Origin of the sequence: Rubripirellula reticaptiva, assembly GCF_007860175.1 — a bacterium.
Lineage (GTDB): Bacteria > Planctomycetota > Planctomycetia > Pirellulales > Pirellulaceae > Rubripirellula > Rubripirellula reticaptiva.
Window position 1 is genome coordinate 1,499,912 of the sequence record NZ_SJPX01000002.1, and the last position, 23,755, is coordinate 1,523,666.

The 23,755-nt window shown below is 55.2% G+C and carries 24 protein-coding genes; 4 read left to right on the forward strand and 20 right to left on the reverse strand.

Annotated features, from left to right (window positions below):
- The 5 genes from Poly59_RS11855 to Poly59_RS11875 all read right to left on the reverse strand — a co-directional run bounded on the left by Poly59_RS11855 (position 1) and on the right by Poly59_RS11875 (position 7,187).
- On the reverse strand, positions 1-1,035 hold the full coding sequence (locus tag Poly59_RS11855; RefSeq protein WP_246151569.1) for a leucine-rich repeat domain-containing protein: 1,035 nt from the start codon (positions 1,033-1,035) through the stop codon (positions 1-3).
- Between the two features lie 76 nt (positions 1,036-1,111).
- Positions 1,112-2,431, reverse strand: coding sequence for a Gfo/Idh/MocA family protein (locus tag Poly59_RS11860; protein ID WP_246151570.1), 1,320 nt, complete (start codon positions 2,429-2,431; stop codon positions 1,112-1,114).
- 73 nt (positions 2,432-2,504) lie between these two features.
- Complete coding sequence (locus Poly59_RS11865) at positions 2,505-4,073, reverse strand: sulfatase (RefSeq protein WP_146534491.1); 1,569 nt, start codon at positions 4,071-4,073, stop codon at positions 2,505-2,507.
- Between the two features lie 30 nt (positions 4,074-4,103).
- Positions 4,104-5,336 carry a glycosyltransferase gene (locus tag Poly59_RS11870; RefSeq protein ID WP_146534223.1) on the reverse strand — a complete coding sequence of 411 codons (1,233 nt, stop codon included), beginning with the start codon at positions 5,334-5,336 and terminating at the stop codon, positions 4,104-4,106.
- Positions 5,337-5,348: 12 nt separating this feature from the next.
- On the reverse strand, positions 5,349-7,187 hold the full coding sequence (locus tag Poly59_RS11875; protein WP_146534224.1) for a sigma 54-interacting transcriptional regulator: 1,839 nt from the start codon (positions 7,185-7,187) through the stop codon (positions 5,349-5,351).
- Positions 7,188-7,503: 316 nt separating this feature from the next.
- Here Poly59_RS11875 and Poly59_RS11880 point away from each other — a divergent pair, with 316 nt between their 5' ends.
- Positions 7,504-8,670 carry a type III polyketide synthase gene (locus Poly59_RS11880; protein ID WP_246151571.1) on the forward strand — a complete coding sequence of 389 codons (1,167 nt, stop codon included), beginning with the start codon at positions 7,504-7,506 and terminating at the stop codon, positions 8,668-8,670.
- Positions 8,671-8,703: 33 nt separating this feature from the next.
- On the opposite strand, the gene Poly59_RS11885 is transcribed toward Poly59_RS11880, so the two are convergent.
- Entirely contained in the window at positions 8,704-9,528 is an 825-nt protein-coding gene (locus Poly59_RS11885; RefSeq protein ID WP_146534493.1) for a class I SAM-dependent methyltransferase, read from the reverse strand.
- A 374-nt stretch (positions 9,529-9,902) separates the two neighbouring features.
- On the opposite strand from Poly59_RS11885, the gene Poly59_RS11890 reads away from it, so the two are divergent.
- Positions 9,903-11,090, forward strand: a complete 1,188-nt coding sequence (locus Poly59_RS11890) for an anti-sigma factor family protein (RefSeq protein ID WP_146534225.1) — start codon at positions 9,903-9,905, stop codon at positions 11,088-11,090.
- Between the two features lie 244 nt (positions 11,091-11,334).
- Here Poly59_RS11890 and Poly59_RS11895 read toward each other — a convergent pair whose 3' ends face one another.
- The 12 genes from Poly59_RS11895 to Poly59_RS11950 all read right to left on the reverse strand — a co-directional run bounded on the left by Poly59_RS11895 (position 11,335) and on the right by Poly59_RS11950 (position 19,978).
- Positions 11,335-12,270 carry a lactate/malate dehydrogenase family protein gene (locus tag Poly59_RS11895; RefSeq protein ID WP_146534226.1) on the reverse strand — a complete coding sequence of 312 codons (936 nt, stop codon included), beginning with the start codon at positions 12,268-12,270 and terminating at the stop codon, positions 11,335-11,337.
- A gap of 138 nt (positions 12,271-12,408) precedes the next feature.
- Positions 12,409-13,278 (reverse strand): class II aldolase/adducin family protein, encoded by an 870-nt coding sequence (locus Poly59_RS11900; protein WP_146534227.1) that lies wholly within the window; start codon positions 13,276-13,278, stop codon positions 12,409-12,411.
- 50 nt (positions 13,279-13,328) lie between these two features.
- Positions 13,329-13,610 (reverse strand): EutN/CcmL family microcompartment protein, encoded by a 282-nt coding sequence (locus tag Poly59_RS11905; protein ID WP_146534228.1) that lies wholly within the window; start codon positions 13,608-13,610, stop codon positions 13,329-13,331.
- Positions 13,607-14,191, reverse strand: a complete 585-nt coding sequence (locus Poly59_RS11910) for a hypothetical protein (RefSeq protein ID WP_146534229.1) — start codon at positions 14,189-14,191, stop codon at positions 13,607-13,609. Before Poly59_RS11910 ends, Poly59_RS11905 begins: the two co-directional genes overlap by 4 nt.
- Positions 14,192-14,197: 6 nt before the next feature.
- On the reverse strand, positions 14,198-14,452 hold the full coding sequence (locus tag Poly59_RS11915; protein WP_146534230.1) for a EutN/CcmL family microcompartment protein: 255 nt from the start codon (positions 14,450-14,452) through the stop codon (positions 14,198-14,200).
- Between the two features lie 4 nt (positions 14,453-14,456).
- Entirely contained in the window at positions 14,457-15,881 is a 1,425-nt protein-coding gene (locus Poly59_RS11920; RefSeq protein ID WP_146534231.1) for an aldehyde dehydrogenase family protein, read from the reverse strand.
- 96 nt (positions 15,882-15,977) lie between these two features.
- Positions 15,978-16,292, reverse strand: a complete 315-nt coding sequence (locus tag Poly59_RS11925) for a EutN/CcmL family microcompartment protein (RefSeq protein WP_146534232.1) — start codon at positions 16,290-16,292, stop codon at positions 15,978-15,980.
- A gap of 11 nt (positions 16,293-16,303) precedes the next feature.
- Positions 16,304-17,503 (reverse strand): acetate/propionate family kinase, encoded by a 1,200-nt coding sequence (locus tag Poly59_RS11930; protein ID WP_146534233.1) that lies wholly within the window; start codon positions 17,501-17,503, stop codon positions 16,304-16,306.
- A gap of 129 nt (positions 17,504-17,632) precedes the next feature.
- Positions 17,633-17,902, reverse strand: coding sequence for a BMC domain-containing protein (locus Poly59_RS11935; RefSeq protein WP_146534234.1), 270 nt, complete (start codon positions 17,900-17,902; stop codon positions 17,633-17,635).
- Positions 17,903-17,962: 60 nt separating this feature from the next.
- Positions 17,963-18,256 carry a BMC domain-containing protein gene (locus Poly59_RS11940; protein ID WP_146534235.1) on the reverse strand — a complete coding sequence of 98 codons (294 nt, stop codon included), beginning with the start codon at positions 18,254-18,256 and terminating at the stop codon, positions 17,963-17,965.
- Positions 18,257-18,426: 170 nt separating this feature from the next.
- Positions 18,427-19,158, reverse strand: a complete 732-nt coding sequence (gene pduL, locus Poly59_RS11945) for a phosphate propanoyltransferase (RefSeq protein WP_146534236.1) — start codon at positions 19,156-19,158, stop codon at positions 18,427-18,429.
- 31 nt (positions 19,159-19,189) lie between these two features.
- The gene (locus Poly59_RS11950) at positions 19,190-19,978 is read right to left on the reverse strand and encodes a DeoR/GlpR family DNA-binding transcription regulator (RefSeq protein ID WP_146534237.1); all 789 of its coding nucleotides are present in this window, start codon (positions 19,976-19,978) and stop codon (positions 19,190-19,192) included.
- A 200-nt stretch (positions 19,979-20,178) separates the two neighbouring features.
- Between Poly59_RS11950 and Poly59_RS11955 the strand changes: the two genes are divergently transcribed.
- Positions 20,179-20,979 carry an SDR family NAD(P)-dependent oxidoreductase gene (locus Poly59_RS11955; protein WP_146534238.1) on the forward strand — a complete coding sequence of 267 codons (801 nt, stop codon included), beginning with the start codon at positions 20,179-20,181 and terminating at the stop codon, positions 20,977-20,979.
- Positions 20,980-21,121: 142 nt separating this feature from the next.
- Positions 21,122-21,967 carry a sugar phosphate isomerase/epimerase family protein gene (locus Poly59_RS11960; RefSeq protein ID WP_146534494.1) on the forward strand — a complete coding sequence of 282 codons (846 nt, stop codon included), beginning with the start codon at positions 21,122-21,124 and terminating at the stop codon, positions 21,965-21,967.
- 3 nt (positions 21,968-21,970) lie between these two features.
- Here the strand turns inward: Poly59_RS11960 and Poly59_RS11965 are convergent, their stop codons facing one another.
- Both Poly59_RS11965 and Poly59_RS11970 read right to left on the reverse strand, forming a co-directional pair.
- Complete coding sequence (locus Poly59_RS11965; protein ID WP_146534239.1) at positions 21,971-22,693, reverse strand: family 16 glycoside hydrolase; 723 nt, start codon at positions 22,691-22,693, stop codon at positions 21,971-21,973.
- A 38-nt stretch (positions 22,694-22,731) separates the two neighbouring features.
- Positions 22,732-23,751 (reverse strand): DNA polymerase III subunit, encoded by a 1,020-nt coding sequence (locus Poly59_RS11970; protein WP_146534240.1) that lies wholly within the window; start codon positions 23,749-23,751, stop codon positions 22,732-22,734.
- Between the last annotated feature and the right edge of the window lie 4 nt (positions 23,752-23,755).

The window sequence follows — 23,755 nt, forward strand, 5'->3', positions numbered from 1 at the left end:
TCATTCGCCGCCCAAATACAACAGTTGAATCTTCGTGTTCGGCAGCGACTTCTTCAGTTCATCAACGCCGGCCTGTGTTACGCCGGTACGCGTCACGATCAAGTCTTTTAGAGCCGTCAAGTTTTTCAAATGCGTAAGTCCTGCGTCCGAAATCGCGGTCGAACCGAGATGCAAGAACGTCAACTTGGTCAGCCCGCTTAACAGCGGCAACCCTTCGTCGCTCAAACGTGTGTTGTCCAAATTCAAGTTTTCCAGATTCGTCAAACCAGCCAGTGGTTCAATGCCTTCATCCGACAAGTTCACTCGCCAGAGATTTAGTTTCTTCAGCGACTTCATTTCACTAAGCGGTCCCATCGCGGAATCCGAAATCTGAGCACATTCGCTGAGATCGAGTTCTTCTAACTTTGACAACTTTGGCAGTGAAGCCAAGGCTGCTTCACCGATCCGTGTGCGTGCGACTCGCAGCTTTTTCAGGTTCAAAAAACCTGCCATCACGTCGATCGCTTCATCGGCGATCGTTGTTTCAGCCATGTACAACTCTTGCAGATTCTTTAGCGCCGACAACTCGCCTAATCCATCTTCACTGATCCACAGATAGTCAATAGCGAGCACTTTCAGGCTGGTCAGCTTGCCAACTGCGACCATTCCGTCGTCGCTGACACTGCAGTCGCCTTCCTTACCGGAAAGCCGCAGCGCCTTCAACTTAGTTAGCGAAGTTAGATGCTCCAGCCCTGCGTCGCTGATCCCGCACTCTCGCAAATCTAGTTGCTCGAGCGAAGCCAATTTACCAACGGCCACCAGCGTTTCGTCCGACGCATCGGTTCCACGCAAATCAACATGAGTGATCGAGCCGTCTGCGTTTCGCCGCAGGTTCTCAGTCAGTGCTTCGATTTTCGCAACCGCCTCGGCATCATCAGCTACCGCAACGACTTTCGCCGCCTCCGCTTTGGCAGGTGGCGTGACTGTAGCGGGTGTCGACGATCCACAACCGGTTAGAGCGACCAGTCCAATTGACAGGAAGATTTTCCGTGACAAGTGAGTTCTCCGTTAAATGATTGATGGATCGAGTGAGGCGCCCGGTGCAGGGCGTTCAAAGTGCAAGGCAGGTACGTTACTGACCAGCTTCGGCCAACACTAGCGGTTCGACTTCCCATCCAGCGCGATAATCTTTGTGGATCAGTGCGTCGGCTTCGGGGCAATTGGTCGCCTTCAATTCGGCGGCGTTCCAATCCAGCTTCTTTCCGGTTCGGTAGGCGACGTTGCCCAACAGCACCGATTCAGACAATGCACCGGAGTAATCAAAGTTGCACGTCGTCGGCGTGCCGTCTTTGCAAGCGGCGATCCACTCTGCGTGGTGCCCAATCGATTTCGGAATCGTTTGAGGCGGTGGCTGAAAGTCTGCGAACTTTTCTTTCGGAAACAATTTATAGTTGGTGTAGCTGGCAAATAGATTACCTTCGCTGCCCACAAACATCACGCCGCTGCCAGGAACTCGTTCGCCGGCGACTTCTTTGGGACATTGGTCGCCGTCGTACCACGTCAAGTCAACGGCCGCCAAATCACCTCGCTTCGGATACTTGTAACGAACGGTCAGACCGAGTGGGCAAGTTTCGGGATGGACCTCGGGGCCTTCGGCCTCGCAAGAAACCGGATGACGTAGATCTAACGCCCAGAACGGCAAATCCATGTAGTGACATCCCATATCGCCAAGTGTTCCCTGACCGAAATCCCACCAACGACGCCACTGCGCAGGATGATAACGACCGATTGCGAATGGGCGCTCGGGTGCTGGGCCAAGCCACAGATCCCAGTCAAGGTGCGCCGGTACGGGATCCCCCTTTTCCGGCCGATCACCGCCGCCCCATCCTTTGCCGACCCAAACGTGAACTTCGCCAACGTCACCGATCGCGCCGGACTTGACCAACTCGACCACGCGTCGGTAGTTGTCCTCGGCATGAATTTGGGTGCCCATTTGCGTCGCGACACCAGCCACCTTGGCAGCTTCGGCAATCATGCGTGCTTCGGCCACGGTGTGAGTCAACGGCTTTTCACAGTACACGTGCAACCCCGCTTGGATAGCTCGCATGGTGGCAGGTGCGTGATGATGGTCAGTCGTTCCGATCACGATTGCATCAGCGCGGTCAGATTCAGCCGCGATCATTTCGCGATAGTCGGCATAGGTTTTTGCGGTAGGAAACTTTGCCGAAACACGATCCAGATAATTCTTGTCGACATCGCACAAACCAACGATGTCTTCGCCTTCGACTCCCCTGATGTCTTCCGCGGCTCGATTGGCAGTACCAACACAAAGAATTTTCAGTTTCTGGTTTGCCGAGTTGGTCCCCTGTGCCTTGGTTTCGCTAAAGAAACCTCCGGCGATCGTGGCCGCCGTGGTCGATTGAATAAAACGGCGTCGATTGAGAGCATTCATGAATTTGCGTCCGGGTAACGTAGAGTTGGCCGTTGCGGGTAACGGCATTGTATTTAATGACTTAAAAGAATTGCTAGTCTTTTGTGACCGCGCTTCCCCACCAATCGGCATTGGGTTGCCAATCTGGATTCAACAATTCGGCATGCTGTCGTTCCAGCTTTGCTTTACCGACCGTGCGTGCGTTTTCAAAGCGTGCCTCCGACTTTGCTGGATCGAACCGAGGGTTAGACTCAGGAAACAACGCGCCAACGGATCTTAGCCAATCATCTAATTGCGCTGCCATTCGCTGGGTGCGAACCGAATGCGTCAACGCTAGATCGCTTGTCTCGGTCGGGTCTGCTTCCAAATTATAGAGTTCATTTCGCCCATCCTCGTAATAATGGATCAGCTTCCAATCGCCGTCTCGCAGCAACGAACTGGGCTCGCCGCCTTGGTTGTCGTATTGCGGGTAGTGCCAATACAGCGGGCGAGGTGAAATTGAACCGCCATCGAGCAGCGGAACCAGACTGACGCCATCGACGTGTTGGTCACGCTTGGCCGGCAACCCGCACAGTTCCATGATCGTAGGATAGAAGTCGGCACCGGTGACTGGCACATCGCAAGTCGATTCAGCTTTGATCTTGGCCGGAAAACAAATGTAATAGGGTTCTCGAACTCCGCCTTCCCATTGCCGTCCCTTTCCACCACGCAGCGGCAGATTACTGGTCGCGTAACCGTCACCCGACGAGACTCCGCCGTTGTCGCTGGTGAAAATCACGATGGTGTTCTCACTCAAACCATTTTTCTTGAGCGTTTCCATCACCATGCCGACGGCATCGTCCATCGTTTCGATCATGCCGGCATAAACTGGATTATCTTGGACTTGGCGAACCGGCAGCGTGCGATCCACTTTGAAACGCTGATCAACCGCAGGTTTCTCCGCTGCAATCCTTTGATACTTAGACCATCGATCGGGCGACGTTTGCAGTGGCCCGTGAACGGTATAGAACGACAACATCGCAAAGAACGGTTTGTCCTGATTGGATGCGATGAAGTCCGAAGTCTCGCGAGCAAGTCGCAGCGTCAACGATTCTCCGTCGGGGCCATTTTTCATTTCTGGATTTTTGTACGGTGCAAAGTATCCACCGGGCGGGCTGCCAGCGTGGTGACCACCGACGTTGATGTCGAAACCATGGTCGGTGGGCAACGAACCTTCGCCACCCAAGTGCCACTTGCCCGCAAAAAAGGTTTTGTAGCCGCCTTCTTTCATGGATTCGGCAAGTGTGATGTCATCCGCAGGAAGTGCATGCAGATAATCGGCAGGTAGCAGCCGGTCGCCACGCTTCCAATCCTTCCCTGATGCTGCACCGATCCACTGGGTGATTCCGTGACGTGCGGTGAACTTCCCCAATTGGATGCTGGCTCGCGACGGGCTGCATACTCGGCAGGTCGCGTAACCCTGGGTGAAACGCATTCCGCCGCGAGCGAGCGCGTCGATGTTCGGGCTTTGATAAAACGTGCTACCTTCAACTGATAAATCATGCAGCCCTAAATCGTCCGCCAAAATCATGACGACATTGGGGCGGTCGAGCGACGCAGCACGAGCGGCAAAGGCGGACAGCGTGACCAAACACAGGACGGCGAAGACGCGAGAGACGTGCATCATGGTTTCAAATTTTGGTTTCTGATTTGGCTATTGAGTCGCATTGGGATTGAAGATCAGCGAGTGGATTTCACTTGCGGCACGCTCGACGGCATCACGTTGGATGCGTTGACTGATGTGGTGGGACGATCGAGCAATCGCAGGATCCCGCAAGACGGCATCCAGTGTTTCGGCGAGATGCCGATCGTTTCTCAGCCAGCGTCCACAGTTTAACCGCTCGACACGTGCCGTGTTGTCAAACTGGTCGAACGCCATCGGCCGAATGATTTGCGGGACGCCGGCGGCAAAACATTGGGACGTCGTTCCAATCCCACCATGGTGAATGACCGCGGATGCAATAGGAAATAGATTCGCGAACGAGACGTAGCCGGTCGTCGCGACTTGAGGCGGCAATCGATCGGGGAAATTTTTTGTGTGAGTCGAAACCAACAGTCCGGGGCGATCCAGACGCTGGCAAGCAGCGACTGCCGCACTGAAGAATTTGCCACAGTGATGGTGAGCCGTGCCAGCGGTGAACACGATCGGACGGTTGCCCGGCAGACCAGACACGTCACCGGAAACCGCGTCATGAAGCGGAAACCCACAATGCACCAATCGGGGCGCAAACGATGCGGTTGCCGGTGCGTACCACTGCGGATACATGGCCAAAATACGATCGGGCGACAACCACCAATCGTGAATCACGCGACTGATCGGTGCCAGACCATGTTCGGCGCGAACTTGATTGACTTTACTCGCGATTATCGGATCGACCGCGATCTTGTCGGCCAACCAATACGCCGACCGAAGTAACCACTGCGGACGCCGCAACTCGAACGGCCAAGGAGTCATTCGTGGCGGATCATCAAATGTGCGTAGCATCGACGGCGCCAAATGAACATCGACCAGCGGCGTCGCCTGATCCACTTCGCGATGAATCCGCGACGCCAGGTCGAGCGGATGCGAAACAAGAATCGTTTCGCCCGGTACATGGTGGCGCCGAATGACCTTGGCGTGTCTTGGCAAAAAATCACCGGCAACTTCACGAAAGATAGCCCGCGCACCACGAATCGGCTTCCAGACGGCTGGATTGGACAGCAATTCGTCGAACCGAGCAGTATCGATGACGGGCTCGACGATCAGTCCAGCGTCTTCGGCAACTTTTGCGTAGGGCTCGGCGAGAGAGATGACGACTTCGAATCCACGACGTTTCAGTGCCGCGCCGATGGCGACCATTGGATTGACGTCGCCTCGTGAGCCCGGCGCGGACAGAATCGCTCGCATGCATTTCGCTCGTTAGCGATTGATTTCGTATTCAGTAATCTTTCGATAAGCCGTTGCTCGACTGATCCCCAACAACTTGGCCGCGTCGGGAACACTGCCCGCCGATCGTTCTAGCGCTTTGGTGATCAGCCTTCGTTCCCATTCGTCAATTCGCAGCGTATCGAGCTGGCTAAGACCAGCGTCACGCAAACCTAAATCGTCGACCTCGATGGTCGGTTCATCGGCCATCACGACCGCGCTGTCGATCACATTGCGAAGTTGCCGAACATTTCCCGGCCAGGCGTATTCGCATAATCGAGATCGCGCAGCGTCCGAAAGTTTTAGAGCAGCCCGGCCATGTTGGCGGCGGAAATGATCAAGAAAGTGATCGATCAAAATGTCAATGTCGTCGCCACGATCACGCAGCGGAGGCACCAGCAGCTCGAACACGCTCAAACGATAGAATAAGTCTTCGCGGAACTTCTTTTCACGAACGAACTCTGCCAAGTCGCGATTGGTCGCCGCTAAAACGCGTACATCGACCAGCACTTCCTCGGTCGCCCCGACCGGTAAGAAAGGATGTCCTTCGAGAATCCGCAATAGCTTGGCTTGCCCTTCGAGTGTCAACTCACCGATCTCGTCCAAGAACAGTGTTCCGGTATGCGATTGCTGGAACCAACCCACGTGATCATTGTCCGCGCCGGTGAACGAACCCTTTTTGTGTCCGAACAATTGGCTCTCGATCAGCTCGCTGGGAATCGCAGCGCAGTTGACCGTCAACATCGGCCGGCGCGAACGTTGGCTGGCGCGATGAACCGCGCGAGCAACCAATTCCTTGCCCGCGCCACTCTCGCCACGAATCAACACCGACCCGCTCGCGTTTCCCACTCGCTCGATCTTGGCCTTTAACTTCATCACCGACGGACTGGAACCAATGAAGTCATCGGAGTCCGCGTTGCGATCGGCGATGCGACGACTCTCGACTCGCAAGACATCATTTTCGATCGCGCGAGCTAAACCGACGGCCAAGAGTCGCCCAGCGGCGACGGACAACTCAAAGTGTCGTTCTTGAAATCGGGGCGTAGAACGGTACAGATGCAAGACGCCCAACTTTTGATCACCGTTATCGAGCGGCACATAGATCACATCGGACCAAGGGCCGTCGATCTTCAAGCCATCTAAATTGGGTCCATTCAGATCGGTTTGGGTTTCCTCGTTGATCAACAAAGCTTCGCCGTGCCGTACCACTCGCCGAACCAGCGCCCGACTGATTGAAACCGCGTCGGCTTGTTCGGGTGGGAAAACACGAAGCGGCTTCAACCGGCCGTCGCCAGTATCGAACGACACGGCAACAACGTCCGCATCGGTTCGGTCTCGCAGCAGTTCCAGAACCGTTTCGATGACTTCACTGGATCCCTCACTCTTCAGCAATTGCAGGCTAAGTGTGTACAAGTCGATCAGGTGGCCAGCCTTGGCAACGCCCTCGACCGGATCGTCCAGATCGTTTCGCCAGCTTCGCCGAGTCGGCGCATCCTGGACCATCGTTTGGGTGTGGATCGTCTCGTCATTGGAATCCATATCGGGCTCGACCAATTGCAGGTCCGTACTGCCGATCGAAACGACGGACTCGTCCAGCAGTCGAGCATGGTCAGTTTTTTGGCCATTCACGCGAGTCCCGTTTCGGCTGCTGGTGTCACGAAGGTGCCAATTACCGTCTTCGAAATAGACGACGGCGTGAAATCGCGAACTGACCGGATCACTCAACATGATCTCACAAGACGAACCTCGTCCGATATGCAACGGACGCGATCGATCCAGGGGAAACTGCTTCCCTTTCTCGGGACCACTGCGAACCGCTAAGTAGGCGACCATGAATCATTCTGGCTCATTTACGGGGACTGCGATGCTGCCAGCGACAATCTCGCGTTCGTCTCATTTTAAGGCGCGATCGAATTGCATGCGACCAGTGGTCGTGATTCCACGCCCTGGCGTGCTGCAATGGTTTTGGTGTTGGTTTTGACCGTCCTTTTGTTCAGGTTCGCGAATTTCGCACCTGCCCGTGATTACCATTGTTCGGTACGGTATTAGCTAATTGGTATTATCAATTGACGGGTACCGCAGCGTGCATGTGTCGTAACTTCGATCGGCAGCACTCTGGTTTTGACCACAATACGACTGAACGGGCCCTATGAAGCCGAACGCCACCACTGTCGACCTCTCCGCCGACACGATCGAGTCCGCCATCCGAGGGATGGGCATCGCGATTCCGAAGTTCCGAGCTGGTCATCTAGCGAGTGCCAATTTCGCCGACAAAATGTCGTGCACCACGTCAAGCCAGTCTCGAAAGGTCGCTGCGCTCTACCGGCGCACCGGAATCGAGCACAGGGGCAGTGTCTTGCTGGAAGAGAACCACGATTTAGAAATCGTCAACGAATTCTACCCACCGCTGATTTCGCCCGAAGATCGTGGCCCGACCACCCAACAACGAAGCGATCGATACGCTCTCGAAGCGCCTCAATTAGCGACTCAAGCGTCATTGAAAGCTCTGAAATCCAGCGGCACAACGGCAGATCAAATCACTCACCTGGTGACCGTTTCATGCACCGGATTTAGCGCCCCCGGCGTCGACATTGAATTGATCGATCGTTTAGGTTTACCGCCGACGACCCAGCGCGTTCAAGTTGGATTCATGGGATGCCACGGTGCCATCAACGGTCTGCGCGCCGCGTCCGGTTTGGTCGCAGCCTCGCCAGACGCCAACGTGCTGATGTGCAGTGTCGAACTTTGCAGCCTGCACTACCAATACGGATACGACCCCGATCGCATTGTTAGCGGAGCGTTGTTTGCTGATGGTGCAGCAGCCGTCGTGCTCAATCGCGCCCACACCGACGCCGCCCTTTCGGACGACACGAATGACTCGGCATTCGGGTCCATCGGATCCGTGGCTGCAACAGGTTCCTACTTGGTCGCCGACAGCCGGGATGCGATGACTTGGTTGATTGGCGACAACGGCTTTGAAATGACGCTGTCCGCCAAAGTCCCTGGGCTGATCGAAAAGTACCTAAAATCATTCATGGTGGATTGGCTTGCTGGCCAAGGCGAAACGATTGAATCGGTTCAGGGCTGGGCTGTTCATCCGGGCGGATCGCGAATCTTGACTGCGGCCGAAACTAGCTTGAAACTGGATGCCGACGCTCTCAGCGTTTCTCGCAAAGTTCTGTCGGATCACGGCAACATGTCATCAGCGACGATGCTGTTCATTTTGCAACGTTTCGCAGAACAGGGTCGCCCGAAACCATGGGTAATGCTGGGCTTTGGCCCTGGGCTTGAAATCGAGGTCGCACTGATCCGATAGGCGCTAGTTCGATAGACGTTGATTAATAGTTGCCTAGCTCGACGGCAGCCAGATCTTTCCGCCGTCGCTCGTGGATGCCTGCGTCGCGCCAACGCGTTTGGCTTTGATTCGAACATACGGGGGAATAAATTTGGCACGGTGGCCAAACGAGCCGACCTCGGCATCCGCTTTGGCGTGCAGCGGTTCAGTCAGATCCTCGATCACGAACCCAGATCGACACATCCCGCCGACGATCTCTTCCCATCGATGCAAGTATTCCACGGCTCCCGACTCTCGCAGTCGCTTTGTCGCGCTGCGGGTCACCGCGTGCGTCGAAGCAGGCGGAGCCGGAATCGGTTGGTTAGGTTGGCTGGACGATTTTGTTTGGCGATAGTAGGGATGCAGATTCGAATAGCCGCCGCTTGAATTTGGCTCGACTGAGCTTTGCAAACTGCCCGGCTGCTTGTGCTGGCTGATGTAGAGTGCTCCGGACCGCGAGACTCTTGCGACCTCAGCAAAAACGCGTGCGATGTTGGGCACATAACAAGTGCTGACTGGCTGGATCACAATGTCGAATTCACCGCCCGCGAACATCGACAAATCGTCCATCGAGGTCTCAAAAAGCCGCAACGAGTAGCCACGTTCGGCCGCCACGCGGCGGTCGAGTTCTAGCATCGCGCCGCTCAAATCAACCACCGTGACGTCAGCTCCGGCGGCCGCATAGAGCGAACTCTGGCGACCACCGCCTGCGGCCAAGCACAGCAAACGGCGGCCCTGGATCGACTTTCCCAACCAGCCGGCGGCATCGACCGTCCTTAGTGGATCTGCCAGCTCGCAGTCTTTCGCCGGCCGGCACAGCGGATCGCCAGCCGCCGCCATCGAGTCGTAAACCTTTCGGTTGGTTCGCAAATAGTCGTCAGACATCCCATAAACCGTTGTTCTGTAGTTGCAGCAATGAAGGTGAACGTCTGAGCGCTATTGAGAATTCCCGACGCCGATTTGCTGTGCATGTTGCCACCGGGTGTACCCAAAAAAATGTCGAAAAAAACGGCTTCATCCAGTTTTGACGACACGACAGGGAACTTTGGCCCTCGTTTGGGCATCACAACAGGGTCGAAAGCAATGACTGCTTTCCATTACCGCTATCATGCCAAGCCAGACGATGATTCTGAATAGCAGCCAAGCGGGCGGTGGGCGAGTCGGGAAACGCAACCTCGATCGAGCCCCAATTATTGACCCACGGTTTTAACGCGATGACATTCTCTCAAGCACACGTCGACCACCTACTGAGCGGCTATTTGGATGAAGCCCTCACATCCGACGAGCAAGCCGAGGTCGAAAACTGGCTTCGTACTGACCCGACGATCGGCGCACAATTGAACAAGCTTCGCGAAATGCGTAAGTCGCTTCGACTGATTGCTTCGATCGACCGTACGCATCAACTCGACAAAGGGTTTGCCGGCCGAGTCGTCGAAGCCGCTGTGGCTCGAGCCCGCGCCGAAGGACTAGCCGAAGACCATCCGTTGGTACGCGTTTCGGAACATCCCACGTCGCTGCATCAGCCCGGTGATTCGGTATCGTGGTTGCGGATGGCCGGCGTGATTGGCGGAATCGCCGCCAGCGTCGGAATCGCGGTCCTGGCTTTCGGTCCAGACGCTGATGACGCTGCCTTGAAGTCACCACCACCAACCCACGCGATCGCCAAGCTTGAACCGGCCAAGACTCCCGAAACGGTCGCGATGGATATCGCCATTTCGGATTCGATTCCGACGCACCCATCGGCAGCCCTCCAATCGCCCGATTTGATGACTGCCAACATTGCGGCCGCGACTGACCAATCGCCTGCGGTTACCCCGCGTGAACCATCAACAACTGGATCGATGCCAACGGGATCGCAATCGAATCTACTGCAAACCGACCTATCGCTGGCTAGCAATCTGCAATTGTCAAACTCGCCATTGATGGTCGTTAACATTCGCGAAACCGAACTAGGCCGCGCACGCGGTGCATTTCGAAAGTCGCTTCGATCCGCCGGCATCGCTCAGCTAGAGCCCCAAGACGTCCAAGCGTCTCTTCAAGATGCCGCGGTCAAGGCAGCGACCCAGGGCAATGCCGACGACCGAGTCTCGGTGATGTACCTGCGAACAACAGGAAAGAAATTCGACCAATTGCACGTCCAACTTTTGGCCGACGAACAGGGCATCGAGTCATTGCAATTGTCGGTGACGGACGACGTCAAGCTGCTGCAGAAGTTCCAGGACGCAGCAAACGAACCTCACGCGATCCGGCATTCAAATCTGGTTTGGCTGGCCAGCGATTCAGATGCGACCCAAGCGGTTTCTCGCGATTTGGGTAACTTGCAGTTCCTTCCGATGCCGGCTGGATCTGTCGGCGATTCGGGAAGCGACATCGACGTGCAAATCATCGTGCTGATCCGCTGACACACACGATGCGGCGAGATCGAGGCGAAACCTGCAAGCTCGAAATTCGTTCCCCGTCCGCAACTCTTGAGATCTCGCATGGCGACTCAAGTCGCAATGTGTGGCTAAGAAATCGATGCCCCGAAAGGGAGACACAGGAAAAGTTAGTACACAGCCGTTAAAATGTGACTTCGAAAACCTGTGCACCCCGTTTCGAGGCATCGGCTGCCTCTAAAGTAATCAAACACAGAGCTTTGACGAGACCCTAACCAACCCGGGGCAGGACAATCTCGAGAGTTTTTCGTAAAGCCGCGCCGCTTGCACGAATCCCCTGAACTTCTTTGGGCCAAAGATCAATTTCCAAACGATCAATCACGCCCTTTCTTCCCACCACAGTGGGTACTGATAACGCGACGTCACGAATGCCATAGCAGCCTGATTGGACGCTGCTGACGGGCAGAATCTTGTGCTGGTCCAGGACAATTGCGTCGATGACGTCACGAATCGCAATCCCGACGGCAAAACCAGCGCCGCCCTTTCGCTTGATCACTTCGGCACCACTGCCGCGTGTTCGCGTGAACAGTTGGTTGGCCAAATTGGCGTTCCAACCTGGATACTTGTCCAGCGGCAAACCGGCGATTGTCGCGCTACTCCAGATCGGCACCATCGAATCCCCGTGCTCGCCAAGGATCAGTGCTTTGGTTTGAGTAGGCGGCGCTTTCAGTTCGGCTGCGATCAACGAACAGAACCGGATCGTGTCCAACTGTGTTCCCAACCCGATCACTTGGTTGACGGGCAACCCAAGCGTTTGGGCAGCAACGTAAGTCAGAATATCAACAGGATTGCTGACCACCAATACGATCGCCGAGGGCTTAGGACCAGCCGCTTTGACGTCACGCAAGATTTGCACGAACAAGTCCGTGTTGCGATTGATCAAGTCCAAACGCGACTCGTCCGGCTTGCGTCGCAGTCCCGCCGTGATGCAGATCACATCGCTGGAAGGAATGTGTTCATAGCCGCCGCCCGAGATCACTTGATCAGCGACACTGGGGCTGCCGTGTTGTAAGTCGAGCGCTTGCCCAACAGCCATTTCTTGGTTGACGTCCAGCAACGCAATCTCGCTGGCGATGCCGCCACACTGCAGCGCGTAGGCCGCACAAGAGCCAACCAATCCGCCGGCGCCGATGATGGATACTTTCATGATTTCAAATCGTGTTGGGAGTAGATCGTTGAGGTGCTGAATACCAGCGGCGATGTCTGCCAAGGCGTTGGCGACGACCGCGCGGCGTTTTCCAGTTGCGAATAGAGTTTGCGGTTACGAATACAGTTCGTTTGCCGCCTAGTTTTGGCGCATTTGACGCATCACTTCATCAGTGATCGCTTTGACTAGCGCTTCTTCGGTGACGCCTGCTGGCATGCCATTCTTGGCACCCACATCAGCCGACGGCTTCAGTGACGGCGGTGCAGGGAAGGCACGACGAGCAACGCCCGAATCGGCCCACGAATCGCGGAAGATATCGTTTGCACAGATGTCACAGTTTTCATACTCAGGCGTATTGCGTGGATCCTTGTAGCCCCACTGTTCCTTCAGGTCCAACAACTCTTGTGACTTCTCGCCACTGAGGTAAGAGACCCCACCTAGTTGCTTGGCAAGAATCAGCATGCGGCAATAAGCGTCAAGAATCTCAGTCCACCAATATGCTTGTTCAACCGTTTCGCCGTAACTGACCGTACCGTGATTGGCGAGGATCATGACGTTAGTGCGATTGACGAATGGAATGATCGTATCAGCAAAGCTCTGCCCGCCTGGTGTTTCGTACTTGGTGATCGGCACGTCACCCAGGAATACTTCAACTTCGGGAAGGATGCACTGTGGAATCGGCTCGCGAGCGATCGCGAAAGCAGTTGCGTGCGGCGGGTGGCAGTGCACGACACTCTTGATGTCTTCGCGTTGGCGATAGATTTCTAGGTGCAAAAGAGCTTCGCTTGACCGTTTCTTGCGACCCGACAATTGCTTGCCAGTCATGTCGACGAGCGAAATATCGTCAGGCGTCAAAAACCCTTTACAGTGCAATGTCGGCGTGCAAAGTACTTCGTTTTCGCTAACCCGAACGGTGATGTTGCCATCGTTAGCCGCAGCGAATTGACGGTCGTAGATGCGACGACCGATGTCGCACATGTCTTGCTTGATCTTATGAAGGTTTTGCATATCAGTTTTTTCGTTTGAGTATCTGACTAAGGGTTCTTTTTCGCTTGGCGTCAATCCAAGTCCACTTCATCCAGTAACGCCACGATGGACGCATCAATCGGTTTCACATCCGGCCGAAACGGCTGCGCCGCTTCCGGGCCTTCTGCGATCGCCACCAAGTCTCCAATACCGGTGCCGCATAAATCCCAAGCAACGACAGTTTCGCCACCAAGCGGAAACGTGTCGATTTGTTCAATCGACTCTACCACTTCAACACAACGAAGCTTCGCACCAGCCATGGCTGGATGAGCTTTCGACAATGTCACCGATCCAATCGTTCGGGCCATTTTCATTTGCTCACGCTCCTAAATCGAGTGATCGCTGATATCACGTTCACCGCTGCGATCAAATTCAATCGTTTCATATCCAAAACCCACACCTGAGGATCAACTTCGCGTCCAAAACGATTGACATCATCGAGAGAACCGATCATGACCGCTCGCTTTCCACTGCCGAACTGACTGGCAACTTCAAGCGCCGGTGCATCGCTTAGCACCACGCTGGCCGCAGCCAAATTGATACCGCGACGGACCAACTGTGCCTCGACGGATTCCGCCCTTTGATGGTCGGAATCCATGATTTTGACAGAGCAGGATGGCTTGCCGATCGATTCCTGGGTGATGACCGCGTCACGCGTGATCGTGATGTTTCGTTGTTTTGCCTCGTCCTTTGCCGCCGGTGTCACAATGGCTCTTGCAGCAATCGTGATCGTGGCACCAACCGCGTACTGTCCAATCGTCTTGGCGTCAATGATTTTGGATTCAACCACAACGGATTGACTCGCTTTCAACCGCGCAATCACCTCGCCGACGATCCGAGCCAAGACGGCTGAATCGATCGCAGAGAGAATCGTAGGGTTGGGTCGGGTCGGCATTGCGGGCTAGTCCAAAATTCCCATCACAGTCCAACGGGCAGGTGTATCTATATTTTTTGTAAATTCGCGTGCAAGTGTCCCGTCGCTGGTCAACATCACGCGGTCACCGCGTCGACACCCCAGCACGTCCAGAGCAATCAAGGGTGGTCCGTCGGGCATCTCGTTCAAGAGCAACAACTGGACAATCACCAAACGTTGACCTTGAAGACTTTTATCTTTGACGGTCGCACGAGTTGATCCTAGGACGCGGGCAGTTTGCATCGGGTTAGACCACTCGCAATTCGTCAATCATGCTGCAGCGGCGTTCCCGAGTGAACGTGTTGGGCGTTGTGACGCCTTCGCCCGTCGGACCGGCAATCGAAAAGGACAGATAGCCTTCGCCACCAAGGCCCAGCGACGCCATGCAAGGACCATTTTTGACGTACAGCGTTGTGTCCAATTCGCGTCCCATCTTCGTCATGTTGTGAACGTTGCGAGAGTGGATGATGGCGGTGTGCCGGAATCCGTGCTCGTAATGTTTCGCAAGTGCGATCGCATGATCAACGTCACGAGCACGCACGAATGGAATAAAAGGCATCATTTGCTCGACGGTAACGAACGGATGATGCTCGTCCGTTTCGCCGAACAACAATTCAGTTCCCTCGGGAACACTGACGCCGGCTGCCTGGGCCAGAACGGACGCGTCGCGTCCGATGTAGTCTTTGCAAGCTGCATCGTGTTGGTCGTCGCCGACTTTTACGATCGCCTTGCTGGTCAGATTTGAAATTTGAATTGCATCAAGCTGAACGGCACCCGCACGTCGCATGGCAGCCATCATCGCGTCGAAAACACTGTCGACGACAAAAACTTCCTTTTCTGCGATGCACAGCAAGTTGTTATCATACGCACCGCCCTGAATGATGCAGCGTGCGGCATTGTCCAAATCGGCCGTTTCGTCGACAACCACAGGCGGGTTGCCAGGTCCAGCAACGATGGCTCGCTTGCCGCTGTTCAGTGCCGCGCGTCCAACTGCAGGTCCACCCGTCACACAGATCAGCGAGACTTGGCGATGCTTGAACAGAGCTTCGGCTGTTTCGAGAGTCGGTTCGGCGATCACACAAATCAGATTGTCGATGCCAACTTCGGCAGCGATGGCTTCATTGAATCGTCGCACGCCTTCGGTTGCCACGCCTTTACCCGATGGATGCGGGTTGACCACAACCGTGTTGCCACCGGCCAACATGCTGACGGCGTTGCCGGTGATCGTTGGCAAGCTATGAGTCACCGGCGTGATTGCACCAATCACACCAAACGGTGCTCGTTCGATGATCGCCAAACCGTGGTCGCCGCTGTAACACTTGGTTTCCAAGAACTCAGTCCCAGGTGACATTTCACCAAGAGCTCGCAGCTTTTCAATTTTGTGTTCCGGGCGACCGATCTTGGTTTCGGCCATTTCCATCAACCCGAGTTCTTCGCAATTCTCGATCGAAATGCGGCGAATGATGTCGATGACTTGTTTCCGAGTCGCCATCGACCGAGTGCGAAATTCTTCGAACGCAGCACGAGCAGCCGTGACCGCCGAGTCCGCATCATAGAAGACTCCGTTCTTGCCACCGGCCTGGGACGAAGCCCCATTGGACTTGGGCATCGGGCCAACTTCGGCCAAGACTTGAGCGACAACGCTGCGAATGGTGTTTTCGTCGAAATGCATAGGATGAGATACGTTGTTGGTTTATAGGAATCAGGAAATAGATTTTGCGGGCAAGCAAGCAATCCGGGATCGCTTGCACTGCGAAGTCAAGAAGACCTAACTTCCATTTCTGTCGTAGACGTTTCGTTTTTCAATGTGAACGCTATCAACGATGCCGATCACGACCGCATCGATAGGTAGCTCTTTCGTTTCCGGTGTCAGGCGAGCACTGCTGCCTTGGCACACCAACACATAATCGCCTTCACCGCTTCCGAGTGTGTCGACGGCAATGAACGTTCGTCCGGTCGAAACCATTGACGCACGTTTTTTGTCTTCCAGTCGGTAGGGTTCAACGACCAGCAATTTATGGCCGGTCATGGATCCGACTTTTTGCGTCGCGACAACCGAACCGGTAACTTTGGCAATGAACATTGAGGGAGTGCCTAAGCAGATTTATCGGTTTCTTGCAAAAGCTCGACACATTGCCGGGCGACGACCAGTTCTTCGTTGGTTGGGATCACCCACAATTCAGTCCGGCTATCGCCAGCGTGAAATGAACCTTCACCCTTGATCTTCTTGTTGGCTTCGCCATCGGCGACAATGCCAAGCTCTTCCAAGCCCGCCACAATCGCAGCTCGCGTTTCCTTGCCCTTTTCACCGATTCCGCCGGTGAACACGATGGCATCGACCCCACCCATCGCGACAATCATTCCGCCCATGTGACGACGAACTTCTTCGACAAACACATCCAGAGCGAGTTGTGATTTTTCGTCGCCATTGGCAGCGGCGAGTTCCAAATCTCGCATATCGCCACTCTTATCACTGAGCCCAAGTAAGCCGCCTTCGCTGGCGAGTTTCCCCAACACTTCGTCGAGTGTTAACCCAGTTTTTTCGATAATCAACGGCAACGCGAACGGATCAAAGTCACCGACGCGATTGTTCTGCGGCAAACCGGTTTGCGGCGTCATGCCCATCGTCGTCATCACACTTTCACCGCCAACAATCGCGGTCAACGAACTGCTGCCGCCAAGGTGACAAGAGATCACGCGTGCATCGCTGCGTCCCAACACTTCGGCCACGCGGCCGGCAATGAATCGGTGCGAGGCGCCGTGAAAGCCATATCGACGAATATGTAGTCCGTCCGCCCAAGCACGCGGGATCGCGTATTCCCGTCGCGACGAAGGAATCGTGCGATGAAAGTTGGTTTCAAAGGCTGCCACCAACGGCAGATCAGGGAACCGCTCTCGCAACAACTTCATTGCGGCGATGTAGGGTGGATTGTGGGCCGGTGCAGCAGCGTTCATTTCCGTCATTGCCGCAAGCACATCGTCATCCACAACGAACACACCCGACAATCGACCACCGTGAACCGCTTTGAATCCAATCGCTACGATCTCCGATGCATCCTTTAGGGCACCGTGATCTGGATCGGTCAACTGTTCCAAACAAGCCGACACTGCCAAACCATGGTCTGGCACCGACATCGAACGTTCGTCTTTCCAGTCACCGATTTCGACCTCGCAGTGACTGACTTCTTCGCCAATTCGATCGACTGCACCTCGAGCCAAACATTGCCCGTTGGACATATCGAACAAACGATACTTGAAGCTGGTCGATCCTAGGTTCGCTACAAGAACAAGCACTGACTTAACACTTTTCAGCTGGAGAAAGGTACAGGACGAAAGGCCAGCGGCCGAGCAATTCTGCGTTACGGTTTGGGTGCCAACCATGACACCGCCGAACGTTTGACAAGGCCGTCTACAGCACGCGTTTTACGACAACAATGCCGCAGCCAAGCCTTCGGCTGGACGCGGGATGATGTGGCTGCCAACCAGTTCACCTACTTGTGCCGCAGCTGCGGCACCCGCTTCGACTGCAGCACGAACACTGCCGACATCACCACTGACGACGGTCGTCACGTAGGCGCCACCGATGTCAATTCGCTTGACGATTTTGACGTTGGCGGCTTTGGCCATTGCGTCGGTCGCTTCGATCAGGGGCAACAAACCTTTGGTTTCAATCAATCCGATTGCATCATTCATGAGAGAGCTTCTTCGCTGAGTTGATAGTGGAAAAATAGGTCACAGCAGTCGACGGTGCGACTACTTTTTGGCGGTAGGGAACTTCAAAATGGAAGCCACGTCTTCGTGGGGACGAGCGATTACCTGAACGCTGGCAACTTCGCCGACGCGTCCAGCAGCCGCAGCACCCGCATCAACTGCGGCTTTGACCGCGGCGACATCACCGGTCACGAATGCGCTACACAAGCCGCTGCCGACCTTGTCCCAGCCCATGAATTGAACGTTTGCTGCTTTCATCATTGCGTCACATGCTTCGACCAAGGCGATGAAGCCTTTGGTTTCAATCATGCCGAGCGCTTCGCTAACTTTTGCCATCGTTAAAACTGCCTTATTGGAAAGGGAAAGAGGTCTCGGTTATCAGATATCAAGGTTCTAAAATCTCTGGTCCAGTGTCACTGATCTAAAACCACTGACTTGGGACGCAGGGTTCGGCTAACGTCCGATGCAGGATCTCTCCCAAACATCAAACGCCTTTCACCGGGTACTTACTTTTTCTCGCAGCCGCAGCCGCCTTTTTTCAAAGTCACTTCGGTTGCGGTGTCCAAGTTGCAAGCGTTGCCTTCATCGGTGTCGATGTGGACTTCCAACTTGGCTGCTTCGTCGGCGCGAACCAAAACGTCTTCGAAGGTGACGCTGCAATCCGGGCTAACAATTTTTAGTTTCATCATGTCACCGTTCTGAACACCGTAATGATCGCAGTCGGCAAAATTCATGTGAACGTGACGAGCGGCGCGAATGACGCCTTGAGTCAGTTGCACACTGCCAGCCGGTCCGACCAGAACGCATCCGGGCGTGCCATCAATCTTGCCGCTGTGGCGGACGGGTGCGTCGATGCCCAGCGAGATCGAATCTGTCAGTGCCAATTCAACTTGGCTGAATGGACGAGTGGGGCCTAGGACGCGAACGCTGCCGAGCATGCGCCGACGTGGACCGACAACCATCACGGTTTGTTCGGCGGCGTAGAAGCCGTCTTGATAGAGGTCTTTTTCGGGTTTGAGCACCGAACCGGCACCAAACAGAATCTCGACATGTTCGTCGGTCAAGTGACAGTGGCGCGCTGAAATGCTGACACGCAAATTTGGCTTGCCATCGATCCAGCCAGGCGGGTTCGCGGCGCCACGTGCCGCAACAGGCGTGGACGCAGGACCACCGGATTGGCGAATCGCGTTTCGGACTAGCTGCTCGATTACACTTCGATCGATCGTAGATGCAGTCATATTTTTGTATGAGCCTTTAAAAATTGCTCGCTTAGATTTTTGATTCCGAGGCGGAAGCCAAGACTAGTTTGACGTCCGCAAATTCAAGATGCTCTTTCCAACTGTTTTCAATGCCCTCGTCGGATACGACCGTGTCTACTTCCTGTAATCCGCACAACCGACTCAGGCTGACCTTTCCGAACTTGGTGCTGTCTGCGACCACAATCGTTTGATCGGCCGACTCTAGCATCGCCTTCTCGCTCTCGACCAACATCATGTTGCTGTTGAAGAAACCACGTTCGGTGATTCCTGCAACCGACAAAAACACTTTTCCAACATTGATGCTTCGCAGCATCGAATCGGCCATCGGCCCAATCGTGACCGCCGTTCGCCCCCGCACGCATCCGCCAATCATCACCAAATCAATGGAGTCGCTGGTCGATAACAAGTGGGCGACCGGCAGGCTGTTGGTGACGACCTGCAGAGGTCGATTCACCAAGTGACGTGCCAGCTCGTAGGTCGTACTTCCGCCGCCAAGCAAAATCGTGTCATGGTCTTCGATCATCGCCGCGGCCAATTCGCCAATCGCCACTTTGGCCGGCCACGAATCGTCGCGTCGGTTTTCGAAGATCTGCATCGTGTCCGGCTCACCGGTCCAAAATGCGCCGCCATGCGTTCGCCTTGCCTGACCCTCTTTTTCAAGCTGCTCTAAGTCTCGTCGGATCGTCGATTCGCTAACCTCTAGCGCCGCTGCCAGCTCGCCAAGCGATGCAAAACCGCGTGCTTGAACCATCTCTCGCAGCCGCTCGCGACGCGTTTCGCTCGTTAATTGGCCAGCCACAGGGGACCTCCTAGGTCATCAACTTTCGACTGCTGACAGTTTTCTCTCACGAGTGACAGAAAGCAATCACCCGAACCAGGATTTGAGAGATTTTCTTCAAATTTTCGTTTGTTGCCCGCAATCGACCCACGCACATGGGGCAGGTACGCTAATTTCGACGTGACGAACTCCCAAATCTCGAGGGCGAAAAAGAGGCATCAATGACGGTATTGAACGGAAAGCGGGCGATTGTCACCGGTTCATCACGAGGAATCGGGCGAGGAATTGCCCTGCAATTGGCTGCCCAAGGCGCCGAAGTCATCATTAATTTTCGCAGCCACCCGGACGAAGCGGCAGACGTGGTTGCCCAGTGCGAAGCGGTCGGTGGAAAAGCTCACATGATCGCGGCCGATCTTGGCATTCAATCCGAAGTCGAGCGTTTGGTGGCCGAATCGGCAGACTTGATGGGGGGACTGGATATCGTCGTCAGCAATGCCGCTTACAGCGATCGCCACTTGATGCTGGAATCGGATTTGAATGAATTCCACAAGACGATCGACATCAGCATGTGGGGCGCGTTTTATCTGGTGCGAAGCAGCGCCAGATTGATGGTCGAAGCAGAAAACGGCGGCAACATCGTTGTCATCAGCAGCCCCCACGCTCACATGGCGATCCCCGGCGCGATGGCCTACAACATGGCCAAAGCCGCGAACGACCAAATGGGAAAAACCGCCGCCTGCGAACTGGCCCAGCACGGCATTCGCGTCAACATCATTCACCCAGGCTGGACGGACACTCCCGGCGAACGAAAGTTCTTTTCCGAAGAAACGCTGGCAACCGAAGCTGCAAAGCTGCCACTCGGACGACTTGGTGCTGCCGAAGAAATTGGCCGTGGCGTGGTGTTCCTTTGCGATCCGGCCAGCCAGTACATTACTGGCAGCACATTGACCATCGACGGCGGAATTCAATTGCCGTGGCGAGAAATGTATCGCACAAAAGAGAGGCCATCGGGCGTTTCTTGACCCACTTTCAATGTTTTCTAAAACTACTTCAACGCGTGGCGCAATGCGACGCGCGTCGGAGTTTTTCAATACGAGGCCGAACCTTGCAAAGCAGCAGTTGGCCTACACAACGCCTTAATGAACGCGGAACGAAGGTTGAATGATGGAATCTTGGCCTCTTGGTGTATTTGCCTCGGTCGACGCCGGCCTCGGCGTCGCTTGGAATGTGATCTCGGAATTGAAAGTTCCCACGATACAGCTCCATGCACCCAATCCTGACAAACGAAACACGGCATCAGCGCAATCGCTTGCCGACCAATTGGCCGACATGGGCGTTCGCTGCACGGCGGTTTTTGGTGGGTTTGACGGCGAAAGCTATGCAGACATCCCAACGGTTGTGAAGACGATCGGCTTGGTCCCTGAATCAACACGTCCAGCGCGACTGCAGGAGATGAAAGACATCTCCGACTTCACGAAAGCACTCGGCTGCGACGCGATCGCACTGCACCTTGGCTTTGTCCCCGAAGGCCCTTCGGCCGATGGCTACGACGGCATCGTCGCTGTGACTCGCGACCTTTGTGACCACGCCGCTGCGAACGACCAGTTCCTGCACTTGGAAACCGGCCAAGAAACGGCGGACGGCCTGCTAGAGTTCATTCATCATGTCGACCGAGCCAACTTGAAGATCAACTTCGACCCGGCCAACATGATTTTGTATGGAACCGGCGAACCCATCGAAGCATTGCGAAAAGTCGCCAAGCACGTCCGCAGCATCCATTGCAAAGACGGCACCTGGAGCGACCAACCCGGCGTGACTTGGGGCAAGGAAGTGCCGCTGGGGCAGGGCGACGTCAACATGGAATCGTACCTTCGAACCCTCCGGGAAATTGGGTACGAAGGACCACTAACGATTGAACGCGAGATCCCTCAGGACCCCGCGCGACAGAAAGCCGAAATAGGTGCAGCAATCGAACTGCTGACCAAACTCAGACAGCAAACCTTGGCTTGATTGCTACGGCGTGGTGATCTTCACGTCATCGACCAGGGCTTCGCGGTTGACCGCCAACCGCAACCGTCGTTTGGTCGGGTGACCGATGCCGGGCGACGAAAAATGGCCGACGTTCGCCCCGTCGATCGAGACGGTCATGGTGTCACCAGCGACCGCAACGGAAAGCTGGTGCCACGCATCGGCGTCTAGCTTAACCGGCACTGTTTTCGTGTCTGCTTTGATCGCTTTCTTGTCCGCTTCGGTGGTCTCATTGGCTAGCCGCCGTGTGCGGATTCCCAAATCCATTCGGCCAGTTTTCAGGTCCGTCATTTCGACGCGATTGAGCCGAACTTTGGCCATGCAAATGTGGCCCGCATGAACAGACTTCTCGTTCATGTCGGCGATGTTGATGCCCAGATCATCCTTGGGCCCAATCTTAAAACGCAGTGAAATGGTGGCATCGCGAAACTCAACATCTTGAGTCACTGAAACACCGTGATCGGCTTCGGCATGCTTAACGATAAAAATTGCGCCATCGACCAAATCGACTTGCTTGTTTCCTTTGGCGCGACTCTTACTGTTGGTCCCCCAGCCATTGCCGACTTCTTCGAGTTCTGGCTTCGATTCGGTACGCTCAAAGTCGTCTGAAAACAAGACCTTGGACTCCGGCGTATCAGCATGCAACGACGAAACAAACGTGGCACTAGACAGACACACAAGAGCCGCGCAGCGGGAAACACGTTTCATAGAACAATTCCGTAAGAGAGAGAAACAGAGCTTGTCGATCAACCGATTTCGCCGCGATCACCCGTCACACCGGCGGCAATGTCAGCGGCAAAGCACTCGATCAATGTCGCCTGATTAGCGCTACGATCGACTTCGCGGAGGGCGCGGACGGATCGGTCCACGCGAGCCAGTATGATCGGCGAGACCGTGTTTTGGTGGGCACCAGATCTCATTTTCCGGCGAAAATGCTGGACCGACATGGCAAAGACGTCTCGCATTGCACCACGACGCTTGCCTGCATCTTTGCCAACACCGTCGACGTGAGTCGTGATGATCCGCGCCAAAGTGGCGGGGTCTGGGTAGTCCGCATCCAGTTGCCCAGCCAGCGCGCTGCGCAGGCTGTCGGATTCGCCACTGAGTAATCTCAAGGCGACTTCGACATCACCGCCGGCGACATCCATTGCGTTTTCAATCGCTTCATCGCTGGCCTCGACGCCGTGAACCTGGCGCAGCAGTTTCGCAGCATCCTGGTTCGATAGTGGACCGAGCCGAAGAATTTGACAGCGTGACCGAATCGTCGGCAATTGACGCTGTTCGCTGGTGCCGACCAGCATCACGACAGCACCGGACGGGGGTTCTTCGAGCGTCTTCAAAAGGCAATTCGCGCCTTCTTCATTCAAGAAATCAGCATCCTCGAGAATCGCAACTTTGCGTTTGCCAACCATCGGACGCAGCCGAATGTCGCGGCAAAAACCTTCTTGCATCCGATTCTCGCGTGAACCGATCAACAGTTCGACCGGAATCAAACTCTTGTCATCTGGCTTGCAGACCCTGACCACGTCTGGGTGCGTGCCCGCGTTGACCTGCAAGCACGACGGGCAAACACCGCAGGGTGACATTAGGCGTGGGTCGGACCGCTGGCACAGCAGTGTTCTAGCCAGCACGTTGGCTACCGTTCGCTTGCCGATCCCCGGTGATCCTACCAGCAAGAAGCTGCCGCCAAGACGGTTTTGCTTGATCGCAGCGGCGAACCAACGTTGGGCTTTGTCGTGGCCGATTAACGTTGACCAATTTGTCATCTCG